Here is a 21,670-nt window from a genome sequence, read left to right as displayed (position 1 = left end):
TCTTTTTTATATCCGGCCGGCGTATTTTTCAGCATCTTTTTTTCTTCCTGATAATAACGGATCTTATCCGCAAGCATCCGGTTATAGAGAAAACGGCTGCAGCCGATCGTTTTTTCTATCTGAGTTATCTGTTCTTTATTGGGATAAATCCTTATTTTTACTGCCCGGTTTATCTTTCTCACCCTGACTTTCTATATACTGATGGATTGTTCCAACAGGTGCTATATTTCAAAGATTTCTTTTGCTCTCTCTAACATTTTATCGTCCAGCATCTTTCTGCTATATTTCATAACCATGATCAGCTAACAACACAGAATGAGAATTATTATGTACACTCACTTATTGCTTATTTCGACCGTCCAATTTTCAAGAGCATATTGTTCTTTTTTCTATTATAATATATTTATTGTATCAGAACAAGTGTTTTTGTGATTTTTTATGAATTTGAGCAGACATGCTCGAATGTGCAATTCATCCCATCACCTATAGGACGCCACTGAAAAACTATTTTTATACACATTATATAGTAGATTAAAACAAATAAAAACACTTTATATTGTACTGCTTTATGCAAAATAAAGACTTTTTCAGTGGCGTCCCTATAGAGGTGAGGGAATTCTTGCTACGGTTGTTAAAGGAGTATCTGCATGAAAAATAAAAAATGGATCACGCTGGCAGCTGCCGTTGTGCTTGCTGTGACTTCACTTCCTGTGACAGCATTTGCAGAGAAAAAAGACAGCACAGATGATAAGATGCTTACAAAAATCACTTTAAATAGCGCGGAGAATCTATAAAAGAAGTGGCGGAAATACCAGCAATGATATTTCCGCCGTTTTTACAACTCTGAATATCCTATCCAGAGCTACTTTGTGTTCATAGTATATGTTTTACAATCAAGTTTTATGAAATGTAAAAAGGAACTCGTCCAGAGCCCCTTTCCTTTGAATAAGTAATAATATCTTTCTCACTCCGGAAAAAGACTTCTTTGTACTTATATAATACTGGTTCAATTACTCCTTGTCAATATCTATTTTTATCTTTGTAATGTGTTCTGTCAAAGAAAGTTACTGTTCACATGATAGTATATTTATTGTTTACAAGTTGGTAGGTTCCGGTTATTATAAATCTAAGATTATTTGAGGTGTTAAAAGAGATGCAGGAGCCGCGACGCCTGCCAAATAATTTCTTTCATCTATAAATGCTCTGTTCCGAATGGATAGAGCTTTTTATTTTGCAATAAACATAATCAGAATCAATACTTTGCTAATAGTTTTTTCCAGGGTTTATAGCCTTTCATATAAGCAAAGTCTTCTTCATTTTGGAAGCCTGCAATCAGTTCTTTTTTCATTTCTTCAGCATATGGATTTTCTGCGTCTTGAAATTTTATATGTTTATATAATCTTGATTTCTGAAAATCACAGATTGTATCGACATTTTCCAGCTTTTCATATGCTTCTTCTGTTTTTTCCTGTTCCATGTATAATTGTCCAAGTTTTAGTTTTTTCATGGGATCATAGTCGGAAAAATAATTCAGATATTTTTCTGCCATTTCATAATTCCCTTTTCGCAAGTAGAATCCGAACAGAGAATCTGCCGCATGGTGCTGGATTTTTTCATCCTTGTCATTTAGTGCTATTTCGTACCAGAAATTAATCTGTTCGTCGTACTTATCGGGGTGCTCACACTGACCTATGATTCTTCGCGAGTCAAGCATCACCGCCACCTGCCAGATTAGCATGTTGCAGTTAGGGTAATCTTTTATGATATTTACTGCCCATTGATAGGTTTTTTCGTAACCTTCTACCGAAAACATTTTGTCCATTTCTTGAATAAGTTCTGTAATTTCAACGTCTGTCAGATTTTCATGAAAAGACAATAGGGTATCAAGGGAAATATGTAGCAGCCTTGCAATAGGTGCTAACAGTTCAATATCTGGATTGGAGTTCCCGTTCTCCCATTTATTCACCGCTGGGGTAGTTACTCCTAAGCGGTTTGCCATTTCCTCCTGGGTGAAACCAGACACTTTTCTATATTTTTTTATCACACTTCCAATATTCATCCTAATTCTCTCCTGATTGAAATTTCAAAAGCTTTTGTGATTAAATCATAGCATGATTGGAAATTGGACACAATTGAATTGTTGTTAAATAAAATTCATATTTTTTAACTAATGGGAAAGTTGATCGTGATTAGCAGTTGATTTTGGGGGCATATCCTAACAAAAGGAATCATGGAGGCTGTGTTTTGCGATACTTTGTATGTCCCCCCTGGTCACCAATTAATTAATTATGCATACTCTAACAGAAGAAGTCGGTAAAGGAGTGTCTGCATGAAAAATAAAAAATGGATTTCACTAGCGACAGCAGTCGTTCTGGCGGTGACTGCACTGCCGCTGGGAGTGTTTGCTGCAAAGAAAGATGAGGCGAAGCTTGCAAAAGTTACCTTAAATGAAGTAGCCCATTCCATCTTTTATGCACCGCAGTATGTGGCAATCGAAGAGGGATATTTTAAAGATGAGGGGCTTGATATGACGCTTATAACTGGCTTTGGGGCAGATAAAACTATGACTGCCGTCATATCCGGCGAGGCGGACATCGGATTTATGGGAGCAGAAGCATCTATCTATGCCTATCAGGAAGGAGCTACTGATCCTGTTGTAAACTTTGCACAGCTTACCCAACGGGCCGGAAATTTCCTTGTGGCAAGAGAAGAAATGCCGGATTTTAAATGGGAAGATCTGAAAGGCAGGAAAGTTTTGGGCGGACGCAAAGGTGGCATGCCGGAAATGGTATTTGAATATATTCTGAAGCAGAATGGCCTTGACCCTCAGAAAGATCTGTCTATTGACCAGAGCATTGACTTCGGCGCTACTGCGGCTGCTTTTACAGGAGATGATTCGGCAGATTTCACTGTAGAATTTGAGCCGTCTGCTACTGCTCTTGAAAAGCAGGGCGCTGGGTATGTCGTGGCATCCCTTGGTGTTGACTCCGGCTATGTGCCTTATACCTCCTACAGTGCCAAAACCAGCTATATGGAAAAAAATCCTGATATCATGCAGAAATTCACTGATGCTCTGCAGAAAGGTATGGACTACGTTCAGAGCCATACTCCAGAGGAGATTGCAGAAGTAATCGAGCCACAGTTCCCTGAAACAGATCTGGATACCATCACAGCCATTGTAAAACGTTATTACGATCAGGACACCTGGAAAGAAAATCTGGTGTTCGGGCAGGATGGTTTTGAACTGCTGCAGGATATCCTGGAAGATGCAGGTGAACTGAAAGAACGTACACCGTATACAGAACTGGTCAACACAGAATTTGCGCAAAATGCTTCCTGATGATTTGCTTTTTCTGATCCTCCTGTAATTTTAGCCCGATATTCGTCTCTTCTCATCCGTTCCTTCATATTGTCAGAGATTTTTGACTTGATTCAGCCAAACCATAATCTTATATATACTTTGAGTAACAGGTAGTAAAAAAGAACCATATTTTAACTCCAATTTCGAGAAACGCAGACAGAATTTCGTCATTTTGTCCTGCGTTTTTCTTATGTCTTTTGACAGTTTGACGGAATCCCCAGATACTGGTTACGGCTTTTCGTCAGAATGACAAGAAACGAAAAAAATCTTTGTACGATTCTTCCCTAGCCATCCCCCCTCCTTTTCGCTATACTATCTACAGATGAAAGAAACGAGTAATCAATCAGCAAAAACAATATGAAATAATTTTGGAGGAATAATAATCATGGCAAGCTTATCATTACAGCACATTAACAAAACTTACCCAAATGGTTTCCAGGCAGTTAAAGATTTCAATCTGGAGATCGAAGATAAAGAATTCATCATTTTCGTAGGACCTTCAGGATGTGGTAAATCTACTACACTTCGTATGATTGCCGGTCTGGAAGAAATTTCCGGCGGTACATTAAAGATTGGTGACAAAGTTATGAACGATGTAGAGCCTAAAGACCGTGATATCGCAATGGTATTCCAGAACTACGCTCTGTATCCTCATATGACAGTATATGATAACATGGCATTCGGACTTAAACTTCGTAAAGTTCCGAAAGACCAGATTGATAAAGCAGTTCGTGAAGCTGCAAGAATCCTTGACCTTGAGAAACTTCTTGATCGTAAACCGAAGGCTCTTTCCGGTGGTCAGAGACAGCGTGTTGCTATGGGACGTGCTATCGTACGTAATCCTAAGGTATTCCTTATGGATGAGCCTCTTTCCAACCTGGATGCTAAACTTCGTGTACAGATGCGTATCGAGATTTCCAAGATCCACCAGAGACTGGGTGCTACAATCATCTATGTAACACATGACCAGACAGAGGCTATGACTCTTGGTACCAGAATCGTTGTTATGAAAGACGGTGTTGTTCAGCAGGTAGATACACCTCAGAACCTGTATCAGAAACCAGGCAACTTATTCGTTGCAGGATTCATGGGATCTCCGCAGATGAACTTCCTTGACGCTGTTATCTCCGAAAAAGGCGGCAACCTTATCGCTAAAGTTGGCGATCATGAACTGGCTATCCCGGCTGCTAAAGCAAAAGCTCTTAAAGATGGCGGCTATGTAGGTAAAACAGTTGTTCTCGGTATCCGTCCGGAAGATATCCATGATTCCCAGATGTTCATCGAAGCTTCTCCAAGCGCACCGATGACATCCGTAGTTAAAGTTTACGAGCTTCTCGGAGCTGAAGTATTCTTATACTTCGACGTAAACGGAACTCAGGTTACAGCACGAGTTGATCCTCGTACAACAGCTAAGACCGGTGATCCGATCAAATTCGCATTCGATATGGAAAAATCTCATTTCTTTGATAAAGAAACAGAACTTACAATCTGCAACTAATTTTCAGGAATCTTTAATAAACCCGGGGAGTTTTCCCCGGGTTTTTATGTTATAATATAGAATTGGCTGCCTGATTACTTCGATCAGACAATTTGCAAGGATTGCTATAAGCTGACTCATACCCCAAAAGAAAGGATTGACCTAATGAAAATACAACAGATTTTACAGAAATGCCTGACAGACTGGAAGAATATCAGCCAGATTGATTTCTGTCTGCTGGATTCTGATAACCATATCTTTCTCTCTACCTGTGATAAAAAACTTCCTGCAGAATCAAAACTGGAAGAATTTCGCCAAAGCAGTGCCCTGTGTGTTTCCAATACAAGCTGCTGCCTGTATAAGATCATGGAGAACCATTCCATCTCCTATATTCTGATCGTATGGGGAAAAGCAGAAAGTACTGCTACCATCGGAGAGCTGGCTGTATGCCAGGTACAGAGTCTCCTGGCTGCCTATGCAGAGAAAAGCGACAAGAATACCTTTATGCAGAATCTTCTCCTTGGTAGTTATTCTGATGTAGATGCCTTTAACTGCGCCAAGAAACTGCACATTGCAACTTCTGTTCAGCGTGCCGTATTTCTTGTGGAAACCAAACAGACCAAGGATGAGAACGCTCTCGCTACGATCCGGAATATTTTCTCTGCCCGTACCAGAGATTTCATCACAGCTATTGATGATACAGGGATTATCATCATCAGAGAATTACAGTCTACAGAAACTTATGAGGATCTGGAATCAATTGCATATATGCTTGTAGATATGTTAAATACAGAAGCAATGACTTCCGCATGGGTTGCATACAGTAATCTGGCAGAGGATATTTCCAGGCTTCCAGACGCATACAAGGAAGCACATACAGCCCTTGAAGTAGGCAAGATTTTCTACGCAGATAAAAATGTATTCGGATATAACCAGCTTGGAATCGGCAGACTGATCTACCAGCTTCCTGTTTCCATATGTGAAATGTTTATCGACGAGATCTTCAAAGAGGAAACTCTGGATTCTATTGACGAAGAAACCCTGATCACCATCCGTACCTTCTTTGAAAATAACCTGAATCTCTCCGAGACCTCCAGACAGCTTTATGTACACAGAAATACTCTGGTGTACCGCTTTGAGAAGCTGCAGAGAAAATTCGGACTGGATATCCGTGCATTTGAGGATGCATTAACATTTAAACTGGCGATGATGGTTGTGGACTACATAAAATATTCTAAAAATCATCCGTCATAGATTTCTCAGACAATTTGATAACATCCATCTGCGTGATCAAACCGGCAGACTCTTACAGCTACGTGGCTACGCGATTCTACACCGAATAACTGGCTCCGCAGGGACTTACTTGATTCGGTTAAAAAAGCGTTATATCTTCACCAGAAATCTCTGTTGAAAATACAACGCTTTTTATTATTTCTTATATATTCTATTTCGCTTCTTTCAGCAGCATCAGATGCTCTTCCGGAAAATGAATATATTTCGGAACTTTTGCATGCGGATCTTCCTCAAAATTTCCTTTGGGGCACATCCACCAGACCGGCTGACAGTCTCCACCTTTCTTGTTCTTCAGTAAATACTGATGTTCAAAGGTCGTTTCAATATATTCCATAACTTCCACTTCCATGTGGTTCTCTCCGCCTTCAGATGCACCTTTCATCCAGTGACCGCGGATTCCCACATGCGTAACATCATCCGGCACCACATCTTTGGTCTGCAGCATCAAATCCCAGTCCACTGCATAAATACTGTGTTTTCCCATTTTCTGTACAGTTGAGAAATTTTTACACCCTGTCAGTCTGGCTGCCTGCAGAATACCGGGTCGTTCAAAGAGTTTCTTGGTTTCTCCTGTAGTAAGTGCCTGACCGCTGTCCAGAATTGTCAGATGTCCGCAGAACTTGTAAGCCTCATCGCGGCTGTGAGTGACCAGAATCATATCACCTGTGTACTCATTAAGAAAGTTCTGCATATCACGCTGCATGATATCTTTCAGATATCCATCCAGTGCTGAGAACGGTTCATCCAGAAGGATGACTTCCGGTTCTCCGATCATCATTCGTGCCAGTGCGACACGCTGCTGCTGACCTCCGGAAAGCTGTCCCGGATAACGTTTCTCCAGCCCGTTAAGCTGATAGCGCTCTATGTAATCTGCCACTTTTGCCTTAAGATGTTTCTTATCTCCTCTGTATCCGCATGCGATATTCTTCTCTACAGTCATGGTAGGAAAAAGTGCATAGTTCTGAAAAAGATAGCCGACCTTCCTCTCCTGCGGTTTAAGATTGATTTTCTTTTCTGAATCAAAAAGAACTTTATCATTTACAACAATTCTTCCTGAGTCCGGTGTCTGGATTCCTGCAATACAGCGCAGAGTCATACTTTTTCCGCTTCCGGATGCTCCAAGGATCCCCATTGGAGAACCATCACTCTCCAGCTTTACTTTCAGAGTGAAGCCATGAAGTTTCTTCTCAATATCCACACTGACTGCCATTACATCCACCTGCCCATCTTCATTCCCTTACCGGAAACGATATTGATCGCCGCAACGATCACAAATGAAATGATCAAGATCACAACTACCCAGAAACCGGCCATGCCATAATTTCCTGCCGCAGTCTCCGAAGCAATGGCAACGGAAACGGTTCTGGTCTTGCCAAGAATGTTTCCTGCGAGCATGGATGTAGCACCGTATTCTCCGATTGCTCTGGCAAAGGCAAGGACTGTACCGGATGCGATTCCGGGTCCTGCTGTCGGCATGACAACTGTCCAGAAGATTCTTCTGTCACTCATGCCAAGTGTCTTGCCTGCTGCGATTAAATTCACATCCACCTGTTCAAATGCAGCGCGTGCATTTCGGTACATCAGTGGAAACGCAATTACAGATGCTGCGATCACGCAGCCCTTCCAGGTCTGTACGATCTTAATATCAAAATTATCCAGCAGAAATGCCCCGAACGGACGTCTCAGACTGAACAGCAAAAGCAGAATGAAACCGGCCACTGTCGGGGGAAGTACCAGAGGCATGGTCAGAATACCATCCAGTATGCCTCTGGAAAAAGGTTTCATCTTCATTACCAGTCTCGCAAAGAATATTCCCAGAAAGAACGCGATCACAGTCGCTGTGAAACCTGTTTTCAATGAAATCCACAAGGGACTCCAGTTTATTTCTGCCAGAAATTCACTCATTCTTATTTAGCTTCCTCTGTTGTCTCTGTCTCAGCATTTGTTTCTGTGTCATCTGCTTCTTCTGTTGCTTCTGCATCTTTATCATCTGTTTCGGAAGCATCATCTGCTTTGTATGCTGTGAATCCGTATTTCTCGAATACTTTCATAGCGTCGTCAGATTTGATGTACTCAAGGAATGCTTCTGTAGCTGCTGTATCATCTTCAGATGCCTCTTTGTCTTCGATAAGGCCTACCGGATAGAGAACAGGTGTCTTCAGTGCATCTGCCGGAGCTTCTGCGATAACGTCTACTTTATCTGCAACGGAAGCTGCATCTGTAGCATAAACGATACCGATCTCATTACTTCCTTCACTTACTGCAGCAAGAACTTCAGATACATTTTTACCTTCATTGATTTCCATCTTATTTACTTCATCTGCAATTCCAAGATTGTCGAAAATTTCTCTGGAATACTGTCCAACAGGAACGCTGTCACCTGCAAGTGCGATGTTGGCCGCATCTGTGATGTTCTCGAATCCTGTAACTTTTGTTTCTCCATCCTTAGGTTTGATCAGAACGACTTTGTTCTCAAGGATATCTTCTACAGTATCTTTCTTAGCCAGATCTTCGTCTACCAGAGCGTCCATCTGCTTGTCAGCTGCTGAGAAGAAGATATCGCAGCGTGCGCCTTCTTCGATCTGTGTCTGTAATGTGCCTGAGCTGTCTGCATTGTAGAGGATTTCAACATCAGGATATGTCTCATTGAAGTCTTTCTGGATTTCTTCCATTGCATTGCTTAAGCTTGCTGCGATGAATGTGTTGACTTCACCTTTTAAGTCTGTACCCGCTGCGAAAACTCCTGTGCTGAACATTCCTGCACTCAGTACTCCTGCCATCATTGCTGCAATTAATTTCTTTCTCATATTTTTACCGCCTTTCATTTAGTTTCGTTTTGTTTTATTCAGTTTTGTTTCCTTTTGTATCTATTGTACAAAACTTTTGTATTCTTGTCAATTTTATTTGTATATGTTATCATGTAAATGATAAAAGGTCGAAAGCCTTATTTTTACTGCCATAAACAACTTTCCGGCCTTTGATCGGGTATCAGATAAATCGTTACTGTTCACTCCGTTCTCAGTAACGCAGCCAAAATTCATTCCAGATTGCCTGTGGCAATGGAATTTTGGCTTGTATGTCTCGGGATTTTGGCATATCCATGCCAAAACACCTCGCGGGATAGTGGAGTGTGAACAGTAACGATAAATCTATAGAAAAAAAATAATAAACAGTGAGGTAATTATCATGAAATTAAGTGCACGCAATCAGTTAAAAGGGAAAGTAGTAAGTATCAATAACGGAGCTGTAAACTCCATCGTTTCTATTGATATCGGCGGTGGAAACATTATCACAGCAACCATCTCCTGTGCAGCAGTTGAAGAATTAAACCTGAAAGTAGGTTCTGATGCTTATGCAGTGATCAAGGCTACTAATGTCATGGTAGGTATTGATGAATAAACTTTACACAGCTCAGGAGGTCGCAGACCGTCTAAAGATCAAAAAGACAACGGTCTATGAACTTATCAAGCGCGGTGAGCTGGAATCTTCCAAAATCGGAAAACAACTCAGGGTCAGCGAAGATCAGTTGACACAGTATCTTAACAGAAGCAGTTCCGGCAATTCCGAAAGCGGGCAGGATATTCCATACACTTCTGTTAATTTTGAACCTGAGAGCTCTCTGCTGAAGAGAGATTATCTGCTTCATTCCAGTGGTATCATTTTAGGCGGCCAGACTTCTGCCGCCCTGGAGCTTCTTCTCGGCAAAATGTCCGCTCATCCTGATGGCCTTCCTGTCCTGCAGTCTCATATGAATGACTATAACGGACTTTATTCCCTGTATTTCGAAAAGGCACATATCGCTGCTACCAGTCTGGATATAGATGATATCCGTCACCTGGTTCCCGGAATCCCGCTGATACTTCTTTCTTTATATAAATACTCTGTCGGCTTCTATGTACAGGCCGGAAATCCTGAAAAGATTTCTTCTGTGGAGAACCTGACGGATCCGAAAGTTGTTTTTATGAATCGTGAAAAGGGAAGTGCCCGCAGGGTTTATCTGGACCGTCTGTTAAAAGAACGGGGAATCTCTTCTGAAAAAATCAGCGGATACAGAAATGAAGCTGTCTCTGATATGTCATCTGCATCTGCTGTTTTTGAGCACAGAGCGAATGTTGCTTTTGGAGAAGAAATGATCGCACGTTACTTTCCGGGACTTGATTTCGTCCCTGTGACTGATATGCAGATGTATCTGGCAATTCCTGCGGAATCTGTGAGAAAGCCGGGGTTCTCTGTTCTTGTGGAAATTGTACAGTCTGAAGATTTCAAAGCTGAGATTCATCATCTGACAGGTTATGATACCTCTTATACCGGCGAAATGATCTGTATATAAGAAACCTGTAACATAATAAAAAGCCCTGCTGTCCGGGATATACGCTTATGACGTACATGCCGCTTATACAGCAGGGCTTTTCTTATACATTATTTACAACCAAGAAGTGTTTTTCCGATAAAGTATCCAAGCACCAGAATACCAAGTGCGATTCTGTACCATCCGAATGCCTTAAAGTCATGTTTCTTTATGTATCCCATCAGGAATTTGATCGCGATAATGGAAACTACAAATGCCACTACCATTCCCACGATCAGGATCATCACCTCTGTTCCTGTGAAAGAGAAACCGAATTTCAGGATTTTCAGAAGACTGGCTCCGAACATGACCGGGATTCCCAGGAAGAAGGTAAATTCTGCTGCTACTGTACGGGAGGTTCCTGCAAGGATACCACCGATAATGGTGGAACCTGAACGGGATGTACCCGGAACTACGGAGAGTACCTGGAACAGACCGATGATGAGTGCAGTCTTAAATGACAGATTTTCCAGATTTGTACAGGTTGGTCTTCTTCTCTTGTTATAATTCTCAATGACAATGAAGAGGATACCATATACGATCAGTGCAATGGCAACTACTACATAGTTATTAAATTTCTCTTCAATGACATCATTAAACGGAAGTGCGATAACAATCGTCGGTATACAGGCTACTATAATTTTAAACCAGAGTACCCATTTTTCTTTATCACAGAACTTCTCCACAAAAGTAAGAATTCCTCTGGATACTGCACCATGCCTGTTAAGCACTGCCTGCTGTTTCTTTGAAATTGGTCTGATATAAAACGGCCACAATTTGTTCCAGTAGAGAACTACAACCGCGAGGATCGCGCCAAGCTGGATCACTACGAAAAACAGATTCTTAAAATCCTCTGTCACATTCAGTTTCAGGAACTCATCCACCAGGATCATATGTCCGGTACTGCTGATCGGGAGCCATTCTGTGATTCCCTCTACAATCCCAAGGAAAATGACCTTTAACAGTTCAATAAAATCCATAATCTTTCCCTTCCTGTTTTCTTTTTTGTTGTTATTCTTATTTACAACGATTTTCAACCGGATCAGACAGGTTTCTGCCAGATAATAAGTAATGCAAAAGACCCACATATATCTATCTGACTCACTGTAAATACTCATATGATTATATTACACACCATGCCACTGATACAACTGTAATCTGTATTTTTCTGCTGATTCTATAAGATAAAAACAGCCGCCTTTTCTCCGACAGAGAAAATTACGGCTGCTTTTCATCATTTCATATTATTTATCAGTTCTTTATCTTCTTGCAATCGTAGCAATATCAATAAGAGATAAATTGTTCAGGTCTGTATTCTCAAGGCTGGTTGCCAGTGCTTCTGCTGTATCCAGAGAAGTAAGGACATTGACACCTGTCTCGATGGCGTTACGTCTGATGACGAAACCATCTTTCTGATGCTCTACACCCTGTGGCGGAGTATCGATGACAACGTCGATCTTATGACCAAGGATAAGGTCCATAAGGTTCGGTGCAGGCTGCTCCAGCTTATTTGTACGGATAACTTTGATTCCGTTTTCTTTGAGGACTTTTGCAGTTCCCAGTGTAGCATAGATTCTGTATCCAAGTGCTTCGAATCTTCTTGCGATCGGGATGATATCCTGTTTGTCTTCGTCTTTGACAGTGATAATCATGTTTTTATGTTTCGGAAGACGGATACCTGCTCCGATAAATGCTTTGTAAAGCGCTTCATTGAATGTCTCAGCAATACCAAGGCACTCACCTGTTGACTTCATTTCCGGTCCAAGACTGATATCAGCGCCGCGGATCTTCTCAAATGAGAATACAGGCATCTTGATCGCATAGTGTTTTGCTTCCGGCTGAAGTCCCGGTTCATAGCCCATGTCTTTCAGCTTGTATCCAAGGATTACCTTCGTTGCAAGAGGAACGATCGGAATTCCTGTTACCTTGCTGATGTACGGTACAGTACGGCTGGAACGAGGATTAACCTCAATCACATATACATCATCTCCAAGAACAATGAACTGGATGTTGATCATACCGATAACATGCAGTGCTCTTGCAAGACGCCTGGTGTATTCTGCAATTGTCTCTTTTGCTTTCTCGCTGATGGTCTTAGCCGGGTATACGGAGATACTGTCACCGGAGTGGATTCCGGCACGCTCGATATGTTCCATGATACCAGGAATCAGGATATCCTCGCCATCGCATACAGCATCTACTTCGATTTCCTTACCCATCAGGTATTTATCAACAAGGATCGGGTGCTCCTGTGCAATCTGGTTAATCACACCAATATACTCTTCTACGTCCTCATCGCTTACAGCGATTCTCATGCCCTGACCACCAAGTACATAGGAAGGACGAACCAGAACAGGATAACCCAGCTCATTTGCTGCTTTCTTAGCTTCCTCAGCAGTAAATACTGTCTGTCCCTTTGGTCTCGGGATCTCGCATTTTTCAAGAATCTCATCAAAGAGCTCACGGTCCTCTGCTGCATCTACGTTCTCCGCAGATGTTCCGAGAATCTTAACGCCCATCTTTGTCAGTGCTTCTGTTAATTTGATAGCTGTCTGACCACCGAACTGTACAACTGCTCCGTCCGGTTTCTCGATATTTACTACATTCTCAACATCTTCCGGTGTCAGAGGCTCGAAATACAGTTTATCTGCAATATCAAAGTCTGTACTTACTGTTTCCGGGTTGTTGTTGATGATAATGGTCTCATAGCCTTCTTTTGCAAATGCCCATGTACAGTGTACGGAACAGAAGTCGAACTCAATACCCTGACCGATACGGATCGGACCGGAACCAAGTACCAGGATTTTCTTTTTATCCGGTGTTGCTACTGCTTCATTCTCTGTGCCTTCATCGCCGTATACAGAATAGTAATATGGTGTTGCTGCCGCAAACTCTGCAGCACAGGTATCAACCATCTTGTATGCTGCTTTGATCTGGTATTCTTCACGAAGAGCTTTGATTTCTTCTTCTGTTTTACCTGTCAGACGAGCAATGATATAATCCGGAAATTCCATGCGCTTTGCTTCCAGAAGAAGCTCTTTTGTAAGCTTTCTGGTTTTAAGTGCATTTTCCATTCCAACAAGGATTGCCAGCTTATCAATGAACCAGATATCAATCTTGGTAATGTCATGAAGCATGGACTGCGGCATACCGCGGCGGATTGCTTCTGCGATTTTCCAGATTCTGCGGTCATCTACGATTTCCAGTTCTGCCAGAAGTTCTTCATCTGTAAGCTGTGTAAAATCGTAGGACATAAGGCTGTCTACATGCTGTTCCAGAGAACGAATTGCTTTCATCAGAGCGCCTTCAAAGTTATGGCAGATGCTCATAACCTCACCGGTAGCTTTCATCTGAGTCGTAAGGGTTCTCTTTGCAGTAATAAATTTGTCAAATGGAAGTCTCGGAATCTTCACTACGCAGTAGTCAAGCATTGGCTCGAAACTTGCATATGTTTTTCCTGTGATCGCATTCGGGATCTCATCCAGTGTGTAACCCAGAGCAATCTTTGCTGCAACCTTTGCGATCGGGTAACCTGTTGCCTTACTTGCAAGTGCAGAGGAACGGCTTACACGCGGGTTTACCTCGATTACACAGTATTCAAAGCTGTCCGGTTTCAGAGCGTACTGAACGTTACATCCACCTGTGATTCCAAGTTCTGTGATGATGTTCAGGGCTGAAGTACGGAGCATCTGATATTCTTTATCTCCCAGTGTCTGAGATGGAGCAACTACGATAGAGTCACCTGTGTGGACACCAACCGGATCAATGTTCTCCATGTTGCAGACTGTGATACAGTTTCCTGCACTGTCACGCATTACTTCATATTCAATCTCTTTCCATCCTGCGATGCAGCGCTCTACCAGAACTTCACCTACACGTGAAAGACGAAGACCATTCTCTAGGATTTCACGAAGTTCATATTCATTATGAGCGATACCGCCGCCGCTTCCACCGAGTGTGTAAGCAGGACGGAGAACTACCGGATAACCAATGATGTTTGTAAATGCAAGACCATCTTCTACTGTTGTAACAACCTTGGATGCTGCAATCGGCTCACCGATCTTCTCCATGGTATCTTTAAATTCCTGACGGTCCTCCGCTTTCTTGATTGTCTGGGCAGTTGTACCGATCAGTCTTATATTGTGTTCTTTGAGGAAACCTTTCTCATCCAGCTCCATGGCAAGGTTTAATCCCGCCTGGCCGCCCAGTGTAGGAAGGACGCTGTCCGGTTTCTCTTTCAGGATAAGCTGTTCTACTACTTCTACTGTCAGAGGCTCGATATAAACTCTGTCAGCGATATCTTTATCTGTCATGATGGTTGCAGGGTTGGAGTTAAGAAGAACAACCTCAATGCCTTCTTCTTTCAGGGAACGGCATGCCTGTGTTCCTGCATAGTCAAACTCTGCTGCCTGGCCGATGATAATCGGGCCGGAACCAATTACAAGTACTTTTTTAATGTCTTTATTTCTTGGCATTATTTATTTCCTCCCATCATATCCATAAATCTGTCAAACAGGTAACTGGAATCCTGCGGTCCCGGGCATGCTTCAGGATGGAACTGTACAGTAAAGATATTCTTTCCTTCGTATGCCATACCTTCGTTTGTGCCGTCATTGACGTTAACGAATGCAGGTTTTGCAATGTTTTTCTCTTCAAGTCCCTCAGCATCTACTACATAACCATGGTTCTGGGAAGAAATGTAAACACGTCCTGTTGCAAGGTCTTTGACCGGATGATTTCCGCCTCTGTGTCCGTATTTCATCTTATGAGTATCTCCACCTGTTGCAAGAGCCATAAGCTGATGTCCAAGACAGATTGCGAAGATCGGAACTTCAGAATCATATAATTTTTTTATTTCCTTTATAATAGAAGTACATTCCTTTGGATCTCCAGGGCCGTTACTTAACATAATGCCATCCGGATTTGTCTCCAGAATCTCTTCCGCAGGTGTCAGTGCCGGATAAATTGTAACCTCACATCCTCTTTCATTCAGGGAACGTGCAATGTTTCTCTTAGCTCCCAGGTCAAGAAGTGCTACTTTCGGACCGTCGCCTTTTAAAATCTCTTTCTCGCGGCATGTTACCTTCTCTACTACCTTACCTGTTGTATATGCTTTTAACTGGGGGATAATTGTATCTAAATCATAATTTTCATTGACGGTGATCATACCGTTCATGGTACCTTTCTCACGAAGGATTTTCGTTAAGGCTCTGGTATCAATTCCGGCAATACCTGGAATATCATGCTTTGTTAAGAAATGCTGAATCGTGTCCACGCTTCTGAAATTACTTGGGACACGGGATAATTCGCGGACAATAAAGCCGTCCACCCATGGCTTTGATGACTCCTGGTCATCATAACAAATTCCGTAATTCCCAATGAGGGGATAAGTCATACATACTGCCTGTCCTGCATAGGAAGGGTCGGTCATTACTTCCAGATAACCGGTCATGGAAGTATTAAAGACGATTTCGCTGATAACGTCTCTCGTTGAACCAATGCTTGTACCTTTGAACACATGGCCATCTTCTAATATCAGAAATGCTTTCATACAATCTCCCTTTCTTATCTTTATATTGTGTCTATCACTTATTTTTTCCTAAATCTTCAAGATTGTATCACAGCAAAGTGCTTTTTTCAACCTTATAAGGTACTAAAAATAATTAAGTTGATATTAAAAACTTTTTTGTAATTTCAGGCAGATCCAATCACATGCATTCACTGCTTTCTCACATCCAAATACCTCTATAAAATTTAAATCATCCTCTTCTCTGTGCAACTCTACACCGGATAACTGCTCCGCAGTTTATCAGAAGAAGCTTACACTTCTACGTAACAAATTGTGCGTTTTGATGATACTGTAAAAAAAATTAAAAAAATTTCAAAAAAGCTATTGACTTTTATCCATACATCGGTTATTATAAATGAGCAGTCGCGAGAGAGCGATTGATAAATAAGAAATGCAGAAGTGGCGGAATTGGCAGACGCGCAGGCTTCAGGTGCCTGTGGTAGCAATATCGTGTGGGTTCAAGTCCCATCTTCTGCATTATTTTTTTACTCAAAAAAGGAAACTGATACAGTTTCCTTTTTTTCTGTTCTTATGACACAAAAGACATCAGATAACGGTAAATCTTCCATGTGGTTTCATTATCGTAATGAGTTCCGTCTGTTGTCTTATATCCCTGCTTTTTCAGATAAGAATAAAGATCTGCATATTTCGCACCGGCAACTTCTTTTTTCATTCTGGCATTGAAATCTTCGATTTCCTCATTTGTTACATAAGGATCTTTGGTTACCTGTCCCACTGCCACAATATAGGCATCCGCTCCCTGCGCTTTCCATTTTGGAATCTCCTCATTCAGCAGACTGATATAATTTGAAATATTGTATACATCATTAACACCAAGCCAGACAAAAATATCTTCATTTCCTTTCATCTGCTCCTGCAAGGTCTTCAGGGCAGTATCTCTAAGCCATTTATACCCCATTCCAACCTCACATATCCATGTGATGTTATCGTTCTCCACAACATCTTTCATCATATCTGTTCTGGAATCTCCGATCATAATAGTCTTTCGCATTACCGCCTCTGCCGGATCACTCAGTTCAGAATATACAACATTTCCCTGATTTCGTACATATGCCCGTATTCTGTAATAATAAGTCTTTCCTGAAACAGCACCTGTATCTGCATAACTGAATGTTGTATTGCCGGAAACTATATTGATTCTTTTATATCCTCTGTCCTCGGATTCTGACCGGAATATCTGATATCCTTCTGCAGTTTTGATTTTTTTCCATTTGATCAGGGTTCCGCTTTCTTCTCTCACTCTTATCCGGGTGATCACAGGTTTTCCGGGAGCTGTTTTTATCTCCAGTGCTTTCGATGATGGGCTGTACAGAGTTTTGTTTCCCTGTTTCAGATAAGAACGTATCTTATAAGTGTAGAGCTTATCTTCAGAACCTGTCAGTGTAAAACTGGTAATGTTCCTGTTCTTGATCCTTTCCACGCATTTGTATTTTCCGTAGGCTTTATAATACAGAAAAATCTGATAGCCGGAGGCCTTCTTTACTTTATTCCAGTTCAGAGTCACTCTGTTTCCGGCTGCTGTTCCGGACAATACCGGTGTTTCCGGTTTTGCAGATGCTGCGGATGCCGATACTGTTCCAAACAGCATTACCGCTATCAACCAAAATAAAAAGAAACTCTTTCTGATATATTTCACATGACATTCCTCCCATCTATAACAATTCATCTATAGCAATACCGGACTGTCCACAGTATTTTACGGAATTGCCATAATCAAAGAGCCGGCTCTGTAAAAGATATCTGCTCTCACATCGCCGGCTTGATTTTATACTGTTCTCAATTATTTTTGTATTATTTGACTTTCACGCTCTTCACTGCGCTGTAACCTGTATATACCTTTGCAGATCCTACCATCTTATATGCGCGTGCTCTGAAATAATAAGTTTTACCACTTGTCAGTTTTGTCTTATTTGCGGTCAGCTTTGTAGTTCCTTTTACAACCGTACCCTTCTGGGATTTCTTGGATGATCCACAGTAAACATCATATCCGTCTGCACCTGCAACAGCCTTCCAGCTTACGGTTGCCACACCTTTTTTGGTGGACTTCACAGAGATTGCCGGCTTTGTACCTGTTGCTGTAGCTTTCACTTCTGCGGAATTTGACCAGGATCTGAGGTTCTTATTGGCATCTTTTACCTGTACAGTTGCTGTAACTCTGTATGTGTAGACTGTTCCTGTAGAAATCACATTATCTGTGTAATCTTCTCCGAACTCTGCGTCAGCCAGATCACCATTATCCCATGTTTTAACAGTTTCATATGCACCGTTGCCTGTTTTCTTCTCCAGTTTGTAAGAAGCATCATCTGTACTGGAACCAACGTTTACCACGATCTGATCCCATGTTGCAGATGTGATGGATGCAGTTGCCTTCAGCATTTTGACCTTGGATGAAACCTTTGCATCACAGCTGAACTGCTGAGGTACGGCAATCCATTCCGGTGTAAAGTCAATAGAAGGTGTCTTACTCAGTGAGTTTCCGTCAAGGTATAAGGAAACTACCTGAGATCCTTCCTTGCTGTTTTCCAGTTTCAGATTTGTGATCTTATTGTTTCTAAGATCAAGGATTCCCTGAAATCCGGCACAGTTAAATGAAGTGATGGCATTATTGGAGGCATTGACTTCTGAAAGACTCTTTACATAATCAGTATCTCCGATGTTCAGTCCTGCATTTGCCTGTGTGGTAAATTTATTGGAGCTTGCATCTACGAAATCCAGATTCTTCAGATATTTCTTGGAAGGCATTACTACCTTTGTCAGTTTATTGCTTCCATACTTCACTACACGAAGATTTGTGCATTTGCTGAGATCCAGAGTTCCTGCAAGACTGTTATTACTCAGATTCAGATATGCAACTTTTGTATTCTTTGTAATATTTACAGAAGTAAGTTTGTTATTTGCCGCAAACAGATCTGTCGCATAGGTAAAACGTTCAATACCTTTCAGGTTGGAAATTCCAAGTCCTGAAACATCAATCGTCTTGGCTGCTTTGATCTCTGCCGCTGAAAGTTTCTTATCCTTGTCTGTATCAATATTGTCTAAAACATACTGGCGGAACTTTGCATCCGGGAAGTTCGCTGAACTGACTGCTACTGCTGATGATGCTTCAGCAGCATCGGACTGAAATTCAGATCCGTCCTCTACCTCCGGAGCTTCCTCTTCTGCTGAGCCAACAGACTGTTCTTCTACTGTTGATGTATCATCACTAAAATCAGCAGCCTGAACGCTGATACCAGAAGTCATCATAGCTGCACTGATCATTCCTGCGACTAATAACTGATTTAATTTTCTGTTTTTCATCTTTCCCTCTCCTGTTCGTAATTTTCATACCTTTTGATACGATATAAAATTATCATATTCCATATCAATTTGCAACATATTTTTAATTATACTGTAATTATCTGGTAAATCTGTAAAAATAATTTACCCTGCAGTTACTTACTTCTCTTCCATTGTTTCTTTTTCCACTGGTGTTTCTTCCACCGGCTGTTCCTGTGCTGGTTCTGTTTCTGCTGTTTTCTCTGTCTCTGGTTCTTCCGGCTGTAATTCTTCTGCCGGTGTTTCTTCCGGCTCATTACTCCCATCTTCATCTTCATCTGAAGATACAGTGTCATTTTCCACATTCTTCGCCAGTTCCGGAGTCGGGCATGACGTTCCGCAATACGGACAGAAACTTACATTAATATCTACCTCCCGCTCGCAGGACGGGCAGATTTTCTCTCCTTTCAGGTTCGCAGCATTATCCTTATACTCCCTGATTTTCAGATAATGCTGATCAATCTCCTGACATAAAGCACTTAACTCACTATCAATTCCATCACCCTGAGAATGTCGTCTGTAAACAATATCACCGATATCAACTTTGATTTTCTCAATAATGCGCTCTTCTCCTGTGATTTTACTTCTTATCTTCTGTGCCTCGATCGTCTGCTCTGCGCGGGCACCTAATTCTCTTGTTGTCTTTCCCAGTTCCTTCGTTGTTTTTGAAAATGTCTTAACTAATCCATCAAAAAAATCTGTTCCCATAATATTTACTCCCTTCCATTATTGTCCTCATAATGCAAGAACAAAACTATTTTAATTAATGACTACCCTCCAGCAGGATCGGCTCCTGTCCGCGAAGAAGGATCTTCGGACCACCGTTTCCTTCTATGTATTCTCTTGTGATCACAACCTCTCCTATGCTGTCATCTTTCGGAATCTCATACATGATATCCAGCATATACTCTTCCAGTATCGCGCGAAGTGCCCTGGCACCTGTATCTCTCTCCAGTGCTTTCGCAGCAATTGCATGAAGCGCCCCGTCTTCAAATTCCAGTTTCACTTCATCCAGTGCAAGAAGTTTCTGATACTGTTTAAGAATCGCATTCTTCGGCTCCTGCAGGATCTTCACAAGCATATCCTCATTCAATCCGTCCAGAGTAAAGATGATCGGAAGTCGTCCGATAAATTCCGGAATCATTCCAAAACTGCGGATATCCTCCACTGTTACTTTCTGAAGCAGATGAGGATCATTATCATATTTATCCTTCAGGTCTGCATAAAAACCGATAGATGCCTGCTTGTTCAGCCTTTCTTTAATGATATTCTCCAGATCAGGAAAAGCACCGCCACAGATAAACAGAATATTACGTGTATTAACAGTTACAAGCGGTACCATTGCGTTTTTGCTGTTTGCACCTACAGGAACTTCCACCTCACTTCCCTCAAGAAGCTTCAGCATTCCCTGCTGCACTGCCTCACCACTGACATCTCTCTGGTTGGTGTTCTTCTTCTTGGCAATCTTATCAATCTCATCAATGAAAATAATACCATGCTCGGCACGCTCCACATCATTATCTGCCGCCGCCAGAAGTTTGGAAACAACGCTCTCTATATCATCGCCAATATAACCGGCTTCTGTAAGAGAAGTGGCATCTGCAATTGCAAGCGGCACATCCAGAAGTTTCGCCAGGGTTTTAACCAGATAGGTTTTACCGCATCCGGTTGGTCCGATCATCAGCATATTAGATTTCTCAATTTCAATCTCATCCATTGTATCTGTTGCCACACGTTTATAGTGATTGTAAACCGCTACAGACATTACTTTCTTGGCTTTCTCCTGACCGATCACATACTGGTCAAGGGTTTCTTTGATCTTATGGGGAGCAGGAATATTTTTCAGATCCAGAACCGGTTTTTCCTGTTTCTTTTTCTTTTTTTCTTTCTTTGGCTGCTGCACCGGATTCTGGAAGCTGCCCAGATCGATCATGCTCACATTCGGCATATTCAACAGGTCAGAATAATTGAACTTACCCTCATTAAACTGCTGATTCATAGAATTAAAGCTCTTCTGCATACAATCCGTGCAGACATGTATGTTATTGGGAAGTTCGATCATCGGACCGGCCTTGCTCTCAGGTCTGCGGCAGAGAAAACAGAATTTTTCGGATTTGTTTCTCTTTTTCTCTGTATCTTCGCTGCTGTCTATTATTTCATCATCATTATAGTTCTCGCTCATAATGACTCCTTTCTATATCCTCTTATTCGTAACAGTACAGTGCTCCTGCAGGATAGCAGGCTGCTGGATCATTACGCTTATTTAACTGAATTATATCATACAAT

The 21,670-nt window shown here is 41.7% G+C and carries 18 protein-coding genes and 1 tRNA gene; 7 read left to right on the top strand and 12 right to left on the bottom strand.

Translation table 11 applies throughout. From position 1 onward, the window contains the following. Positions 1-182 (bottom strand): helix-turn-helix domain-containing protein (locus tag LI074_RS05750; protein WP_173704937.1); only part of this gene is annotated, 182 nt, incomplete at its 3' end. A gap of 465 nt (positions 183-647) precedes the next feature. Between LI074_RS05750 and LI074_RS05745 the strand changes: the two genes are divergently transcribed. Further along, positions 648-794, top strand: coding sequence for a hypothetical protein (locus LI074_RS05745; RefSeq protein WP_242859363.1), 147 nt, complete (start codon positions 648-650; stop codon positions 792-794). A gap of 458 nt (positions 795-1,252) precedes the next feature. Here LI074_RS05745 and LI074_RS05740 read toward each other — a convergent pair whose 3' ends face one another. Continuing rightward, positions 1,253-2,059, bottom strand: coding sequence for a helix-turn-helix domain-containing protein (locus LI074_RS05740; protein ID WP_055059816.1), 807 nt, complete (start codon positions 2,057-2,059; stop codon positions 1,253-1,255). A gap of 270 nt (positions 2,060-2,329) precedes the next feature. Between LI074_RS05740 and LI074_RS05735 the strand changes: the two genes are divergently transcribed. The 3 genes from LI074_RS05735 (at position 2,330) to LI074_RS05725 (ending at position 6,092) form a co-directional block, all read left to right on the top strand. Then, on the top strand, positions 2,330-3,340 hold the full coding sequence (locus LI074_RS05735) for an ABC transporter substrate-binding protein (protein ID WP_055059815.1): 1,011 nt from the start codon (positions 2,330-2,332) through the stop codon (positions 3,338-3,340). Between the two features lie 406 nt (positions 3,341-3,746). Continuing rightward, the gene (locus tag LI074_RS05730) at positions 3,747-4,859 is read left to right on the top strand and encodes an ABC transporter ATP-binding protein (protein ID WP_055059814.1); all 1,113 of its coding nucleotides are present in this window, start codon (positions 3,747-3,749) and stop codon (positions 4,857-4,859) included. A gap of 144 nt (positions 4,860-5,003) precedes the next feature. Next, positions 5,004-6,092: a PucR family transcriptional regulator gene (locus tag LI074_RS05725; protein ID WP_008706081.1), complete on the top strand. Its 1,089-nt coding sequence runs from the start codon at positions 5,004-5,006 to the stop codon at positions 6,090-6,092. A 190-nt stretch (positions 6,093-6,282) separates the two neighbouring features. On the opposite strand, the gene LI074_RS05720 is transcribed toward LI074_RS05725, so the two are convergent. From LI074_RS05720 to modA, 3 genes are read right to left on the bottom strand one after another with little or no spacing between them, the layout of a single operon-like run. Beyond that, positions 6,283-7,341 (bottom strand): sulfate/molybdate ABC transporter ATP-binding protein, encoded by a 1,059-nt coding sequence (locus LI074_RS05720; RefSeq protein WP_020993483.1) that lies wholly within the window; start codon positions 7,339-7,341, stop codon positions 6,283-6,285. Beyond that, on the bottom strand, positions 7,341-8,036 hold the full coding sequence (gene modB, locus LI074_RS05715; protein ID WP_020993484.1) for a molybdate ABC transporter permease subunit: 696 nt from the start codon (positions 8,034-8,036) through the stop codon (positions 7,341-7,343). Before modB ends, LI074_RS05720 begins: the two co-directional genes overlap by 1 nt. Before the next feature lie 2 nt (positions 8,037-8,038). Further along, a complete protein-coding gene (gene modA, locus LI074_RS05710; RefSeq protein WP_173744683.1) occupies positions 8,039-8,938 on the bottom strand; it encodes a molybdate ABC transporter substrate-binding protein in 900 nt (299 codons plus the stop codon). A 379-nt stretch (positions 8,939-9,317) separates the two neighbouring features. On the opposite strand from modA, the gene LI074_RS05705 reads away from it, so the two are divergent. Continuing rightward, positions 9,318-9,530 carry a TOBE domain-containing protein gene (locus LI074_RS05705; RefSeq protein ID WP_008706085.1) on the top strand — a complete coding sequence of 71 codons (213 nt, stop codon included), beginning with the start codon at positions 9,318-9,320 and terminating at the stop codon, positions 9,528-9,530. Continuing rightward, the gene (locus tag LI074_RS05700; RefSeq protein ID WP_055059812.1) at positions 9,523-10,461 is read left to right on the top strand and encodes a substrate-binding domain-containing protein; all 939 of its coding nucleotides are present in this window, start codon (positions 9,523-9,525) and stop codon (positions 10,459-10,461) included. The genes LI074_RS05705 and LI074_RS05700 overlap by 8 nt, the downstream gene beginning before the upstream one ends. 89 nt (positions 10,462-10,550) lie before the next feature. Here LI074_RS05700 and LI074_RS05695 read toward each other — a convergent pair whose 3' ends face one another. The 3 genes from LI074_RS05695 to LI074_RS05685 all read right to left on the bottom strand — a co-directional run bounded on the left by LI074_RS05695 (position 10,551) and on the right by LI074_RS05685 (position 16,030). Beyond that, on the bottom strand, positions 10,551-11,459 hold the full coding sequence (locus tag LI074_RS05695) for an undecaprenyl-diphosphate phosphatase (protein WP_008706089.1): 909 nt from the start codon (positions 11,457-11,459) through the stop codon (positions 10,551-10,553). Between the two features lie 279 nt (positions 11,460-11,738). Further along, positions 11,739-14,954, bottom strand: a complete 3,216-nt coding sequence (gene carB / locus LI074_RS05690) for a carbamoyl-phosphate synthase large subunit (RefSeq protein ID WP_008706090.1) — start codon at positions 14,952-14,954, stop codon at positions 11,739-11,741. Beyond that, positions 14,954-16,030, bottom strand: coding sequence for a carbamoyl phosphate synthase small subunit (locus LI074_RS05685; protein WP_055059811.1), 1,077 nt, complete (start codon positions 16,028-16,030; stop codon positions 14,954-14,956). Before LI074_RS05685 ends, carB begins: the two co-directional genes overlap by 1 nt. A gap of 411 nt (positions 16,031-16,441) precedes the next feature. On the opposite strand from LI074_RS05685, the gene LI074_RS05680 reads away from it, so the two are divergent. Next, positions 16,442-16,525: transfer RNA gene (locus LI074_RS05680), tRNA-Leu, on the top strand. A gap of 52 nt (positions 16,526-16,577) precedes the next feature. Here the strand turns inward: LI074_RS05680 and LI074_RS05675 are convergent. The 4 genes from LI074_RS05675 to clpX all read right to left on the bottom strand — a co-directional run bounded on the left by LI074_RS05675 (position 16,578) and on the right by clpX (position 21,566). Next, positions 16,578-17,705: a fibronectin type III domain-containing protein gene (locus tag LI074_RS05675; RefSeq protein WP_226852738.1), complete on the bottom strand. Its 1,128-nt coding sequence runs from the start codon at positions 17,703-17,705 to the stop codon at positions 16,578-16,580. A gap of 155 nt (positions 17,706-17,860) precedes the next feature. Next, a complete protein-coding gene (locus LI074_RS05670; RefSeq protein ID WP_055059809.1) occupies positions 17,861-19,366 on the bottom strand; it encodes a fibronectin type III domain-containing protein in 1,506 nt (501 codons plus the stop codon). 138 nt (positions 19,367-19,504) lie between these two features. Further along, positions 19,505-20,092 (bottom strand): DUF7575 domain-containing protein, encoded by a 588-nt coding sequence (locus LI074_RS05665; protein ID WP_173744682.1) that lies wholly within the window; start codon positions 20,090-20,092, stop codon positions 19,505-19,507. Between the two features lie 55 nt (positions 20,093-20,147). Continuing rightward, entirely contained in the window at positions 20,148-21,566 is a 1,419-nt protein-coding gene (gene clpX / locus LI074_RS05660) for an ATP-dependent Clp protease ATP-binding subunit ClpX (protein ID WP_008706095.1), read from the bottom strand. Positions 21,567-21,670 lie beyond the last annotated feature (104 nt).

The organism is Blautia sp. MSK18_10 (assembly GCF_020553185.1).
GTDB classification, from domain to species: Bacteria; Bacillota; Clostridia; order Lachnospirales; family Lachnospiraceae; genus Blautia_A; species Blautia_A wexlerae.
Note: the sequence above shows the minus strand (reverse complement) of the source record. Positions and strands in the feature narration are given on the sequence as shown.